The sequence below is a fragment of the Streptomyces sp. 7R007 genome, assembly GCF_054850255.1.
Genome location: NZ_JBTWMV010000011.1, coordinates 48,177 through 60,990 on the forward strand (window position 1 = coordinate 48,177; position 12,814 = coordinate 60,990).

14 protein-coding genes are annotated in these 12,814 nt (G+C 75.1%); 6 read left to right on the forward strand and 8 right to left on the reverse strand.

Going from position 1 to position 12,814, the window contains the following annotated elements:
- Window positions 1-46: 46 nt before the first annotated feature.
- The 8 genes from ACYF6T_RS16730 to chpG form a co-directional block, all read right to left on the reverse strand.
- Window positions 47-913 (reverse strand): tyrosinase family protein, encoded by an 867-nt coding sequence (locus tag ACYF6T_RS16730; RefSeq protein WP_461697175.1) that lies wholly within the window; start codon window positions 911-913, stop codon window positions 47-49.
- Entirely contained in the window at window positions 897-1,400 is a 504-nt protein-coding gene (locus ACYF6T_RS16735) for a tyrosinase cofactor (protein ID WP_461697177.1), read from the reverse strand. Before ACYF6T_RS16735 ends, ACYF6T_RS16730 begins: the two co-directional genes overlap by 17 nt.
- A 167-nt stretch (window positions 1,401-1,567) precedes the next feature.
- On the reverse strand, window positions 1,568-2,080 hold the full coding sequence (locus tag ACYF6T_RS16740; protein ID WP_461697179.1) for a hypothetical protein: 513 nt from the start codon (window positions 2,078-2,080) through the stop codon (window positions 1,568-1,570).
- A gap of 124 nt (window positions 2,081-2,204) precedes the next feature.
- Complete coding sequence (locus ACYF6T_RS16745; protein ID WP_461697181.1) at window positions 2,205-2,729, reverse strand: vitamin K epoxide reductase family protein; 525 nt, start codon at window positions 2,727-2,729, stop codon at window positions 2,205-2,207.
- A 4-nt stretch (window positions 2,730-2,733) separates the two neighbouring features.
- Window positions 2,734-3,234, reverse strand: a complete 501-nt coding sequence (locus ACYF6T_RS16750; RefSeq protein ID WP_461697182.1) for a DUF5949 family protein — start codon at window positions 3,232-3,234, stop codon at window positions 2,734-2,736.
- 218 nt (window positions 3,235-3,452) lie between these two features.
- The gene (locus tag ACYF6T_RS16755; RefSeq protein WP_461697183.1) at window positions 3,453-3,734 is read right to left on the reverse strand and encodes a hypothetical protein; all 282 of its coding nucleotides are present in this window, start codon (window positions 3,732-3,734) and stop codon (window positions 3,453-3,455) included.
- A 109-nt stretch (window positions 3,735-3,843) separates the two neighbouring features.
- Window positions 3,844-4,587 carry a hypothetical protein gene (locus tag ACYF6T_RS16760; RefSeq protein ID WP_461697185.1) on the reverse strand — a complete coding sequence of 248 codons (744 nt, stop codon included), beginning with the start codon at window positions 4,585-4,587 and terminating at the stop codon, window positions 3,844-3,846.
- 247 nt (window positions 4,588-4,834) lie between these two features.
- Complete coding sequence (gene chpG, locus ACYF6T_RS16765; protein WP_461697187.1) at window positions 4,835-5,074, reverse strand: chaplin ChpG; 240 nt, start codon at window positions 5,072-5,074, stop codon at window positions 4,835-4,837.
- Window positions 5,075-5,324: 250 nt separating this feature from the next.
- On the opposite strand from chpG, the gene ACYF6T_RS16770 reads away from it, so the two are divergent.
- From ACYF6T_RS16770 to ACYF6T_RS16795, 6 genes are read left to right on the forward strand one after another with little or no spacing between them, the layout of a single operon-like run.
- The gene (locus ACYF6T_RS16770; RefSeq protein ID WP_461697189.1) at window positions 5,325-6,422 is read left to right on the forward strand and encodes a DUF3344 domain-containing protein; all 1,098 of its coding nucleotides are present in this window, start codon (window positions 5,325-5,327) and stop codon (window positions 6,420-6,422) included.
- 48 nt (window positions 6,423-6,470) lie between these two features.
- Complete coding sequence (locus tag ACYF6T_RS16775) at window positions 6,471-7,646, forward strand: glycosyltransferase family 4 protein (RefSeq protein WP_461697190.1); 1,176 nt, start codon at window positions 6,471-6,473, stop codon at window positions 7,644-7,646.
- Entirely contained in the window at window positions 7,643-9,067 is a 1,425-nt protein-coding gene (locus ACYF6T_RS16780) for an exopolysaccharide biosynthesis polyprenyl glycosylphosphotransferase (protein ID WP_461697191.1), read from the forward strand. Before ACYF6T_RS16775 ends, ACYF6T_RS16780 begins: the two co-directional genes overlap by 4 nt.
- A gap of 6 nt (window positions 9,068-9,073) precedes the next feature.
- Entirely contained in the window at window positions 9,074-10,387 is a 1,314-nt protein-coding gene (locus ACYF6T_RS16785) for an O-antigen ligase family protein (protein WP_461697192.1), read from the forward strand.
- Window positions 10,384-12,072, forward strand: a complete 1,689-nt coding sequence (gene murJ / locus ACYF6T_RS16790) for a murein biosynthesis integral membrane protein MurJ (RefSeq protein ID WP_461697194.1) — start codon at window positions 10,384-10,386, stop codon at window positions 12,070-12,072. The genes ACYF6T_RS16785 and murJ overlap by 4 nt, the downstream gene beginning before the upstream one ends.
- On the forward strand, window positions 12,062-12,814 hold the full coding sequence (locus tag ACYF6T_RS16795; protein WP_461697196.1) for a polysaccharide deacetylase family protein: 753 nt from the start codon (window positions 12,062-12,064) through the stop codon (window positions 12,812-12,814). Before murJ ends, ACYF6T_RS16795 begins: the two co-directional genes overlap by 11 nt.

Sequence of the window (12,814 nt, forward strand, 5' to 3'; positions counted from 1 at the left end):
AGCCCCGGCACGTCCAGTGCCGGGGCTCTTCCCCTGTTGAGCGGTCTCAGGCGTAGCGGTAGATCCGGCTGACGTCTTCCAGCTCGTCCGGGGTCACGTCCCACGGCGGCATCTTCTCGTGCCGCGCGACGATCCTGCGGTACTGCTCGCTGCCCGGCCCCGGCGGCGTCACGGGCAGGTAGCGGGCGCCGCGGTGGCGCTGCTGCCAGCGCGACCACTGCAGGTCGACGAAGGCGTGGTGCAGCCAGAACACCGGGTCGTTGACGGAGGCGCCGCCGACCATCGCGCCGCCGACCCAGCGGTGCACGCGGTTGTGGTTGCGCCAGGCGGCGCTGCCCCGCCCGCTCCCCCAGCCCTCCAGCCGGTTGCGGAACCCCTTGGCCGACCGCGAGTCCCAGGGCGCGCTGTCGTAGACGGACTCGGCCAGGGCCGACTCCAGCTCGCTCTTGGCCGGCAGGGCGATCGGATCACGGGAGCGGCCGAGGTCGCGGGTGAGGAACTCCTCGTCGGTGACGCCCTCCTTGAGGGTCCAGTTGCCCTCGGCGTAGGCGAACGGCCCGGTGGTCACCCGGTGGTCCGAGCGGCGCCCGTTGCCGCCGAGGAGGTCGTCGGTCCAGGGCACCGACGTCGTGGTGCGGTCCTTCGTCCAGTCCCAGTACGGCACGGTGACCGACGGATCGACCCGGCGCAGGGCGCGCTCCAGGTCGAGCAGGAACCTGCGGTGCCAGGGCAGGAAGGACGGCGCCATGTGGGCGGTGCGCAGCCCTCGGTCGCCGTCGGAGACGTAGTACTCGATGTGCATCCGCACGAACTCGTCGTACTCGCCCCGCCGTTTGACCTCCAGCAGCGCCCCCACGAACCGCCGCCGCTCGGCGCGGGTGAGGGTGCTGACGTCCTTACGCGTGTACGCCATGGTGTCCCCCCTGGAGAGAGCCGCCCTCCATGTCCGCGTGGTCCGTCATGCCGTCGAGCGCGCGCAGCCGTGCCCGGGGGCCCAGTTCGTCGACGGCCGCGCGGGCCGCCTCCAGCGGGGTCGGGTACGAGCGGTAGTGGTCGACCATGCTCAGCCAGCTGCCGTCGGCGCGGCGCATGAGGTGCAGCGGCCGGGCGTCCACGGTGACCTGCCAGGGGCCGGCGTCGGCGGCGGCCCCGGTGGCGATCATCCGGGAGCCGCGGATGCGCCGGCCGCGGTAGGTCTCGTCGAAGTCGAAGGGGAGTTCCGCCGGCTTTCCGGAACCGGTATCGGGCCGGGAGGCGGCGACGACGGGGACCAGTCCCGCCGCGGCCGCGGCCGCGGCCAGCAGCCCGCGCAGCGCGTCCCGTCGGGCGGGCCGCGCCGGTCCGGGTCTCGTCGCCTCCGGTTCGGCCCGCGCCGCTTCCCTGCCCACACTGACGACCATCGTGTGCTCCTCGTCCGGTTGCGATGTACACACCGGTAACCGCCCGAGGGCCCGCGTGGTCACCCCTCCGGTCCGGCGGGCCCGGGTCCCGTCGCCGGACCCGGGCCGTTCACGGGAAGCCGTTGTGCCGGTACGTCGGTAGTCGGTACGTCGGTGCCGGCGCGGTGCTACAGCCCGGGCCCCAGGCCCAGGTTGGCGGCGGGCACGGTCTGCAGGACCGGGGCGAGGATGCCCGCCTGCGGGAGCTTGGCGTCCGGCAGGCCGAAGTTGTCCGGGTTCGGCCGGGTCAGCGGGGCGTCCACGCTCAGTCCGGGCGCCAGGGTGCGCAGGTCGGAGGCGGGCGCGTCGACGCCGACGTGGTCGAAGCTGTCCCCGAGGGCGTGCGGCAGGGGCGCGCGCAGCCCGGCGCCGGGCAGGCCGCCGGTGACGGGCAGCTGCGGCAGGGTGCGCGCCGGGAGCAGCCGGCCCTCGACGAACTGCGGGCCGTCCGGCTTGCCCGGCTTCGGCAGCGGGATCTCGCCGCCCACCCTGGGCAGTTCCATGTGGAGGGTCTTCTCGGCGCCGTCCAGGGGCACCGGGACGGGGACCGTGCCGACCGCCGCGGCCGGGGCGGCGGCCCCCACGGCGGCTGCCACGCCCGTGACGACGGCGGCAAGGGTTCCTCGGGTGGTCGGCTTCATGGCAGGTGCGGTCCCTTCCAGGGTTCGGGGGCTCAACGTCCGTACCGGCTAACGACCCTGGGGTCCTCACCAGCGCAAGAATCCCCCGGCTGCCGCAGTAGTACGACGAACCGGCGGCGGCCGGTCAGCTCGTCCAGAAATCCCACCAGCGGGTCGGCACCAGCGTGCCGACGATCCCGGTGTGCGGCAGCGGGAGCACCCAGGTGAACTCGTCGAGGAACGCCCGCAACGGCCCGGGCGCCGGCAGGAACCGGTGCCGTACGACGTGCGAGGTCAGGTACCAGAACACCAGGACCGTGGCGACCCACGCCAGACAGCACCACAGGCACAGCGCGCTGATCCGGTACGGGCGCCGGCGAGCAGGCTCATGCCGACGCAGACGACGATGCCGTAGGCGATCAGGCCCAGCATCGGGTTGGGGAACCCCAGGGCCGGCCTGATCGCTCTTCATGACGCTGCCGCAGGACACCACCGGGTTCAGGCTGCATCCGGGGGTGAAGTCCGGGTCCTGGAGCAGTTCGAACGTGTCGAGGGTGATGACCCAGGAGGCCGGCAGCCCGGCCGCGCCGGTGCCCACCAGCGGCAGGGCGAAGGCGCGGCCGCCGCCCGCGGTGCGCGCCGGCTCCCCCGCGTGCCGCCCCTCGGCCACGGCGTCAGGCGCGCAGGCTGCGGGCCGGCAGGACGAGGTGCGCGGCGGCGTCCAGGGTCTCGTCGGCGTTGACGAACTCGGCCAGCGTCTCCGGCTCGACGCTCTTGCCGAGCTCGGCCTCCGGCCAGGCGCGCGTGGTGAAGATCAGGTAGGCGAAGCCGCGGGCGCCGACCGCCTCCAGCCACTCCTGCGGCACGGTGCACTGGGCCTTGAGCCCCGGCAGGGTGACGACGGCCTGGCCCGCGACGACGAGCAGGCTGACCGGGAGACTGGGCCGGGCGATGCCGTCCACCAGTTCCCGGCCGACCGGCAGGCCGTTGTCCGTCAGCAGCCGCTCGACCGCGGCGGACGTCGTCTCCGGGCCGCCCTCGGCGTTGCCGAGGGAGCACACCAGGAGGTGGGGGATGTCGATGCCGTCGGCGTTCTCGCCGCTCCAGGGCAGGACGACGAGGGTGCCCAGGTCGGCGGAGCGGAAGGGCCGGGTTTCGCTTGAGGTTGAGGTCACCGGGCGACCTTAGCGGCGGCGCGCGGGGCGGCCCGGCGCGTTCTCACCCGACCGGGCGAGGGCCGACCGGCCGTCCACACGAACGAGGGACGGCCGCGCACAGCGGGAAGGGCCGATTCCGGGGCTGTGGGAAAGCCACCTGGAACCGGCCCTTCCCGGAATCGGCCCCATCACGGAATCGGCCCGTTTACGGGTCACGTATCGCCGGTGACGCGGAATCAGCCGCCCACGGGCAGCGCGCCGACAATGCCGCCGTTGTTGTTCAGTGCCTTGGTCGCGCCCTTGACGGTGTTGAGCACGGAGTCCTTGTTCTCGGTGTCGAGCGCGTCCGACTGGTGCTGCAGCGGCATCACGTCGATAGGACCCTTGGTGAGCGTGTTCACGGCACCGTTGAGGCTGGTGGGCGTGATGTCGGCGCTGTTGTAGGCGAACGCGGGCGCGGCGGCACCGGCGAGGACCAGGGAGCCGGCAACGACGACGGCGGCCTTCAGGGTCTTCATCGTGTTCCTTTCTTCGGCAACTCACGTCACCCGAGGGAAGTCTGACGCCGTGCCCAACGAGGTGCGCCCGGCGCGGAAACTCCCCCGCCGAGTCCTCATATGAGATCCACTAGTTCGGCAGTCCGGTCGCCGGCACGCTCGGCAGACTCGGCAGGCCGGTCAGGGTCGGCGCGGGCAGCTCGCCGCCGAGCAGGGTCGCGGCGATGGCGTTGACGAGGCCCGTCACGGAGCTGTTGACCGCGGAGACCACCTGGCTGACGTCACCGTTGGTGGCCGCCTCGACCAGGTCGTCGATCGCCTTCTCCAGCGCGGTCAGCGCGTCGTCGACGACGTCGGCGGAGGGCGCCTTGGCGTGCGCGCCGCTCTTGATCAGCGCGGGCAGGGTGTCGGCCGACACGGCGGCGGGCAGGGCCGGTGTCGCGGGCGTGGCCGGCAGCGTCGGGGCCGCGGGGGTGGCCGGGGAGGCCGGCGTCGTGGGCGTGGCGGGGAGGCTGGGCGGGGTGCTCGGCGTCGTTCCGGTGCTCGGGGACGACGGCACGGCCGCGGTGGCCTTGGCGATGGCGTCCGTGACCGCGGTGCTCAGCTTGGCCGCCTCGGCGTCGGAGAGCCGGCCGTTGTCGGCCTTGAGGACGGTGGTCAGCAGGTCGGTGACCGGGGTGAGCACACCGCCGAGGTCGCCCAGGGTGTCGACCTGGGCGAGGAGCGCGTCCGCGCCGGGGACGGGCGCCCGGGACGCCGACTGGGTGCGCTCGCGGGCCGAGTCGGCGGCGACGGCGGCCGGGCCGGCGAGGCCGACCAGGAGGGCGGCGCAGAGGGCGGTGGACGCGAGACGCCGTGCGGGCACAGCACGCATGGGTGTTCCTTTCGATGAGCGTCGGATCTACGCCCACCGTGAATTCGCCGACTGCACCCTGCAACCGAACCGGCACACAGGGTCACCGCACCCGCGCCGTACCGCGCGCGTCGCCGCTGGTGAGGACCGCCTCGGACCCTGCGGGCCGGGCGGTGACCGGCATCCCCCGTTCGGGGCAACGCAGACCGGCCGCGCCCCCGTGGAGGAGTACGGGAGAGCGGCCGGCCAGGGGGGTGGCGCGTGAACGTCAGTCGTTCTCGCACTGGTTGCCGAACGCCGGGTTCAGCAGGGCGATGATGTCGACGGTGTTGCCGCAGACGTTGACCGGAACGTGGACCGGAACCTGGACGACGTTGCCCGACAGCACGCCCGGGGAGTGGGCGGCGGCGCCGTGCGCGTCACTGTCGGCGGCGGCGATGCCCGCACCACCGGCGACGGCCGCGGCGGCAACAGAGGTCAGGGCCAGGCCCTTCGCGATACGCGACATGGAGAGGTACTCCTTGGTGTTGACACAAACACCCGGGCGGGATGCCCGGCGCTGTGTCAACGCGCGGCGCCCGCGCGAGTTGTGCTGCCAAAGGAGTGATCTGTCCGGACCCGGGCTTCACGCTTCCGACACAACTGACCGATTTCACCGTATTGGTCCGGTCAGTCGCTAGAGTTGCGGCCTCCCGACGCCCCGCGGGCGGCACCTCGCCCGCCCCGGACGCCGCACCCTCCGAAAGGGCACGCCGGTCATGCGTTCTTCCCCGGTCCCGCTGCTGCGCCGCGTGACGGCGGGCGCCGCCGCCCTGGTGGCTCTGTGCGCGCCGCTGCCCGCCGCGGCGGCGCCGGTCCCCCCGGCCGCGGAGGCACCGCGCCTGCCGTTCGCCGAGCGCTACCGCGCGCTCCAGCACGGCGGCATCGTCCGCGCGGCCAACACCTCCGTCAGCTGCCGCACCGCCGGCACCGGTGCCCTGCCCTCCTGCCCCGCGGTCCGGGCGGGCGAGGCGGCCGCCAACGGCGACTTCGACATGTTCTACGTCGACGTGGACCAGAACCCCGACACCTACAACTCCTCCCGCGCCGAGGTCCGCCTGCCGGCCGGCTCCCGGGTGACGTACGCGCGGCTGTACTGGGGCGGCAACCTGCGCGTGGGCGAGCAGAAGCCGCCGCGGGACAACGGGCGGGTGCTGATCGCGGAGCCCGGCGGCGCCTACAAGGCCCTCCTCGCGGACACGGTCGTGGGGCACCGCACGGCGCGCGGCGCGGACGCCTTCCAGGCCTCGGCGGACGTCACGAAACTGGTCCGCGACAGCGGTTCGGGCCTGTACACGGTGGCGCAGGTCAACGCGGCGATGGGCCGCTCGGCGGCCGGGGCGTGGGGCGGCTGGACGCTGGTCGTGGCCTACGAGGACGCCGACCAGCCGCTCCGCCACCTCGCGCTGTGGGACGGCTTCGACGCGCTGGACTCCCCCGCCGGGCGGGAGATCCGGCTGCGCGGACTGCGTCTGGCGGCGCACGGCACCGGCCGGGCGGGGCTCGTCGCGTACGACGGTGACCGCGGCCGTACGGGTGACGCGCTCACCGTGTCGGCCGGCCGCGGCCCGGGCACCGCGCTCGCCGACCCGGCCAACCCCGGAGACGACGTGCTGAACTCGACGATCTCCGAGCCGGGGGCGCCCGCGCCGGAGCGTGAGCCCGCGTACGCCAACACCCTCGGCTACGACTCGGACGTCTTCGAACTCGCGAGCGCTCTGCGGCGTGGCGGTGACCAGCTGGCCTTCCGGCTCGTTTCCCAGCGCGACGCGGTATGGGCCGGCGCGCTCTTCGTCCCCGTAGACGCCCGGCAGTAGACGCGTTCCCGCCGTCCTGAGCACGTCCGTGAGCGAGGAAACCCCGCAATGCACCAGTCAGCAACCGGCCCCGGGCCGCGGGTCCTGCACCTGACGCAGCCCGTGGACGGCGGGGTCGCCAGAGTGGTGACGGACCTGGCGCGGGCCCAGGTCGCCGCCGGTCTGCACGTCACGGTCGGCTGTCCGGCCGGCCCCCTCTCCGCCCGGCTGCGGACCCTGGGCGCGGAGGTGGTGCCGTGGGAGGCGACGCGCTCGCCGGGTCCGGCACTCGTGCGCGAGGTACGGCGGCTCGCCCGGCTGATCGAGGAGGTGCGGCCGGACCTGGTGCACGCGCACAGCGCGAAGGCGGGGCTGGCCGGGCGGATCGCCGTACGGGGGCGCATCCCGACCGTCTTCCAGCCGCACGCCTGGTCGTTCGAGGCGGTCGGCGGGATCACCGCGGCGCTCGCGCTGCGCTGGGAGCGGCACGCGGCGCGCTGGTCCGCGCGGACGGTGTGCGTCAGCGAGGCCGAGCGCCACACGGGCCTGCGGGCCGGCATCCGGGCGCGGTGGAGCGTGATCCCCAACGGGGTCGACGCCGGGCACTTCCGTCCCGCGGCCGTGGACCCCGTACGGGCCCGGCTGCTTCCGGACGTGGATCCGGCGGCGCCGCTCGTGGTGTGCGTGGGGCGGCTGTGCCGGCAGAAGGGGCAGGACGTCCTGCTGCGGGCGTGGGACGACGTGCTGCGGCGCGTACCGGACGCCCGGCTGGTGCTGGTCGGGGACGGGCCCGAGCGCGACCGGCTGCGCGGCGCGGCCCCGCAGTCCGTGGTGTTCGCGGGGGCCTTCGCCGACGTCGCGCCCTGGTACCAGGCCGCCGATCTGGTCGTGCTGCCCTCGCGCTGGGAGGGCATGGCGCTCGCCCCGCTGGAGGCGATGGCCTGCGGGCGGCCGGTGGTGGTGACGGACGTGGACGGCGCCCGGGAGAGTCTGCCGGCCGCGCTCGCCCCCCGCTGCCTGGTGCCCCCGGAGAACCCGGCGGTCCTGGCCTCGGCCGTCGCCGGGCTGCTGCTCGACCCGTCGCTGCGCCGGTCGCTGGGCCACCAGGGGCGCCGTTACGTCCTGTCCACGCACGACGTGCGGCGTACGGCCGAGGCGGTGGCGGGCCTGTACCGCGACCTGCTCGACGCCGAGCCCGCCGCGCGCCCCGTGCCCACCGAGTGCAGGGAGCCCATCCACTCGTGACCGCGGAAAGCACCGTCCCCTCCCCCGGCGGGCAGGCACGGGACACCGGATTCTCGCCCGTCTCGGTGATGCCGCCGCGCGGCCAGGAAGCCGGTTTCCGGTTCCCCGCCCGCCGCCCCACGGCACGCCCCTCCTCACCGCTCCCCCTGCTCACCGCGGACCTCGTCGCCGCCCTGGTGGGCGCGCTGGCGTTCAGCGCGAGCCAGCGCCGGCCGCTGCTGGTGGCCCTGCTGGTGGCCGCGTCGATGCTGCTGCGCCCGCACCCCTCGCGGCCGGTGGCCGGCGTCCTCGACGAACTGCCCGCCGTGTGCGCCCGGATCGCGGTCGGCTGGCTCGCCCTGGCCGCCGTCGTGGCCGCCTACGACCCGGACCGGGCGCTGGCCGCGGGCACCCTCGTGACGGGCTTCCTGCTGCAGTCGGCGGCCGGCTGGACGGGCCGCGGCGTGGTGCGCCGGCAGCAGCGCGCGGCCCTGCTCGCCCGGCCGCGCACCGCCCTCGTCATCGGCCCCGCGGCGACCGCCCAGCGCGTGGCCGCCGCCGTGCTGCGCCATCCGGGGTGCGGGGTGCGTCCGGTGGGCATCGTCGCCGAGCAGCCGGACGGCGGCGAGACCCTGCCGGTGCTGACGACCGGCGAGGGCGTGGAGCGGGCCCTGATCCAGAACGGCGTACGGGACGTCCTGGCCGTGCATCCGTCCGTACGGACCCGGCAGGGGCCGCTGCTGCGGGCGCTCGCCGAGTCGGGCTGCACGGTGTGGGAGATCGACGCGGACTCACCGTCGTACGAGCGCGGCGAGCAGCTCGCCGGGTTCTCCTGCCGGCGGCTGGTGATGGGGTCGCGGCGGGGCGGCAGCGCCGGCAAGCGGGTGCTGGACGTGGTGGTGTCCGGGACGCTGCTGCTGCTGGTCGGTCCGCTGCTGCTGGGGTGCGCGGTGGCGCTGCGGCTGGCCGGCGGGCCGGGGGTGGTGTTCCGGCAGGAGCGGATCGGCAAGGACGGCAAGCCGTTCACGCTGCTGAAGTTCCGCACCCACCGCCCGGTCGACGCGCACGAGGCGGCGACCCGCTGGAGCGTGGCCAACGAGCACGACATGCCGTGGCTGTGCCGGTGGATGCGGCGGACCTCGCTGGACGAGCTGCTCCAGTTGTGGAACGTCCTGTGGGGCGACATGAGCCTGGTCGGTCCCCGGCCCGAACGCCCTTATTTCGTCGCCAAGTTCAGCCAGACCTACCCCGGATACGCGGCCCGGCACCGGATGCAGACCGGGATCACCGGGCTGGCGCAGATCCACGGGCTGCGCGGCGACACCTCGATCGAGGACCGCTGCCGGTTCGACAACGCGTACATCGACAACTGGTCGCTGTGGCAGGACATCTGCATCCTGCTGCGTACGGCGGCCGCGCTCGTGCGTCCGACGGGGAGCTGAGCGCGTATGAGTCACGCGCTGACCCTGCCCCGGGTACGGGAGCTGTCCCCGGTGCTGCCGGTGGTGGCCGTGGTCGCCCTGCTGGCGCTGCCGGTGTCGCCGAACGCCGACAGCGGCGCGGGACCGGCCGACGCGCTCTCCGGGCTGGTGGTGCTGTACTGCGCCGTCCGGCTGCTGCGCGAGCGGCGGCGCCCGCTGTCGCGCACGGCGGCCGTGGCGCTCGGGCTGCCGGTGGCGGGGCTGGCCGTCGCCGCGATGGGCGCGTCCTCGCCGGCGGCCGGGCTCGCCGGTCTGGGCCGCTACCTGCAGATCTTCGTGCTCGTCCCGGCGGCCGTGCTGCTGCTCGTCCGGGACCGGCGCGACCTGCGGCTGCTGGCCTGGTCCCTGGTGGGCCTCGCCGCCTGGCAGGGCGCGCTCGGGGTGCACCAGTACCTGACCGGGACCGGCGCCTCCTACCAGGGCCGGGACATCCGGGCCGTCGGCACCTTCGGGGCATCGGACGTGATGGGGATGGCGACCGTGGTCTCCTTCGGGCTGGTGTGCGCGCTCGGGCTGGCGCTCGGGCGGACGCCGGTACGGCAGCGGGCGGTCGCCGCCGGGTGCGCGCTGGCGCTGCTCGTGCCGCTCGCCCTGTCCTTCAGCCGGGGCGCCTGGATCGCCACGGCCGTGACCTGCTCGGCGCAGCTGCTGCTGGCCGGGGCCCGGCGGGCGCTGACCGTGGGGGCGGCCGCGGCGGCCGCCGGCGTGATCCTGGTGGGCGGCTTCGGGGTCGGCTCCGCGCAGTTGCAGGAGCGGGTCGACAGCATCACGCAGGTCACCGACGCCCCCGACCAGTCCGTGACCGACCGGTACACCATGTGGGCGGCGGCCGTCGCCATGTGGCGGGAACGGCCGCTGACCGGCGTGGGGTTGAAGGGCTTCCCCGAGCACCGGGACGCGCACGCCTCGCTGGCCCTGTCGGCGGGCAGCGACACGGAGGGCGCGGGCGCCGCCTTCCGCAGGCAGCCGCTGCTGTCCCCGCACAACATGTACTTCCTCGTCCTCGCCGAACAGGGCCTGCTCGGCCTGCTCGCTCTGCTGGGCAGCTGGCTGACGCTGCTGGTGTGCGGGGTGCGGGGGCTGGCGCGGGCGCGGGGGGCGCAACACGGTGCGGGGTCCGGGCTGGACTGCGCGCTCGTCGGGTGCGGGCTGCTGGTGTGGCAGTTGACCGACTTCGCCTACGCCGACATCGGCGGGCCCTCGACCGTGCTGACCGCGGTGTGCTTCGGGGTGGTGGCCTGGTGGGCGCTGGTCGGTTCCCGCGAGGTGTCCGGCGTATGACCGTGACGCCCTCCCCGGGGCCCGGGACCTCCGACGGCACGGACGCGGTGACCGTTCCCGCGGCGCGGCCCCGGCCCGCGGGGCCCGGCGAACCGGCTCCCGTCTCCCGTCGCTTCCTGGCCAGGGCCACCGCCCTCACCGCCGCGCTGTCCGTCGCCGGGTCGGTGCTCGGGCTGGTCCGCGACCAGTCGCTGGCCCGCCTGTTCGGGGCCGGCAGCGGGACCGACGCCTTCCTGGTGGCGTGGACCGTGCCGGAGTTCGCGGCCACGCTGCTCATCGAGGACGGGCTCGCCTTCGTGCTGATCCCGGCGTTCAGCCTGGCCCTGTCCCGGCGGGCGCGGGGCGCTGCCGGGGACCCGGTCCGGGCCCTGGTCGCGGCCACCCTGCCGCGGCTGGCGCTCGCCTTCGCCGCCGTCTGCGCGCTGATCGTCGCCACCGCCCCCTGGCTGGTCGAGGCGCTGGCGCCGGGCCTGCCCGACCGCGCCCTCGCCGTGGACTGCACCCGGCTCACCGCGACCTGCGTGCTGAGCTTCGGGCTCGCCGGGTACTGCAGCGCGGTGCTGCGGGCGCACCGGCGGTTCGTGACGCCGGCCGCGATCTACGTGGCGTACAACCTGACCATCGTCTCTGCGATGGTCGCGCTGGGCGGCCACTGGGGCGTGCGGTCGGCCGCGGTGGGGGTCGCGGCGGGCGGCGCCGTGATGGTGGCGGTCCAACTGCCCGCCGTGGCCCGGCAGGTGCGGCGCAGGGCGGCACACCGGGAGGAGCCCGCCGAGAACCCGGAGCGGGCGGTGACCCTGACGCTGGTCGCCACCGTGCTGCTGTTCGCGCTGTGCCGGCAGTCCCAGGTCCTCGTCGAGCGCTTCCTCGCCTCCACCCTGCCCGCGGGGGCCATCTCGCACCTGAACTACGCGCAGAAGGTCGCCCAGATCCCGATGACGCTGTCGCTGATGGTGTGCACGGTCACCTTCCCGGTGGTCTCGCGGGCCCTGGCCGACGGCGACACCGAGCGGGCCCGCAACCGCGTGGAACGGGACCTGGCGCTCGCCGCGTGCATGGTCCTGCTCGGCGCGGCCACGGTGATCGCCTGCGCCCCGCAGATCATCGACATCCTCTTCCAGCGGGGCGCGTTCACCGCCCGGGACACGGCGGCCACCGCCGACGTCATGCGCGTGTACGCCCTCGGGCTGCTCGGCCAGACCCTGGTCGGCGTGCTGATCCGCTCCTACTTCTCGGCGGGCCGCCCCACCTGGTACCCGGTCTGCGCGATGACCGGCGGCATCGTCGTCACCTCGTGGCTCGGCGCCTGGGCGGTGGGCCCCTGGGGCGTGTCCGGGATCGCCGCGGCCAACGCGGCCGGCATCACCGTGACGGCCGCGCTGCTGCTGGCCGGCATGGGGACGACGTACCGGGGCGTCGCGCGCGGCATCCCGCTGCGCGGCGGGCAGGTGCTCGCCGAGATCGGCCGGCCCGTGCGCGCGGCCGCGGTCGCGACGGCGGCCGGCTGGTTCGCGGCGAGCCGGGTGGCGGCGCCGCTGCCCGGGCTCCTGGCCGGGGCGTCGACCGTGGCCGTCGTGTTCGTCCTGCTCGCTCTCGCCCTGGGCGCCCAGGGCCGCACCCCAGCACTCCGTTCCGTACGGGCCGCCGCCCGTGCCGTCACCCGAAGGCTCCCGTATGGCCGTTGACTCCACCGGCACCCGCAGCGCATCCCGCCCCGGGCCCGTTCCCTGGGTGGCGATGTACCACTCGGTGGGCGACTGCTCGGACGACCCCTACCGCGTCACGGTCACCCCCGAACGGTTCGAACGGCAGCTGGCCTGGCTGGCCCGGCGCGGCCTCCGGGGCGTGTCCGTGGCCGGTCTGCTGACCGCCCGCGCCCGCGGCGAGGGCCGTGGCCTGGTCGGGCTCACCTTCGACGACGGCTACGCCGACTTCGTCACCGAGGCACTGCCGGTGCTCGGCCGGCTGGGCTTCGGCGCCACCTTGTTCGTGCTGCCGGGCCGGCTCGGCGGCGACAACGCCTGGGACCCGCTCGGCCCCCGCAAGCCGCTGCTGACGGCCGACGGCATCCGGCGGGCGGCCGAGGCGGGTGTCGAGATCGGCTCCCACGGGCTGACGCACCTCGACCTGACCGAGGTGGACGACGTCACGCTGAAGGCGGAGACCGTCGAGAGCCGGACCGCGCTGGAGGACCTGCTCGGCACCCCCGTCGACGGCTTCTGCTACCCCTACGGCTCGGTCGACGCACGTGCCGTGGCCGCCGTGCGGGACGCCGGATACCGCTACGCCTGCGCCATCGACCCGGGCCCGCTCACCGGCCCGCTGGCCCTGCCCCGCGTCCACGTCGGGCAACGCGACGACTCCGTACGGCTCTTCCTCAAGCACCGGCTGCACCGGCTGCGCCGCCGTCCCGTCGAGGGGCTGTGA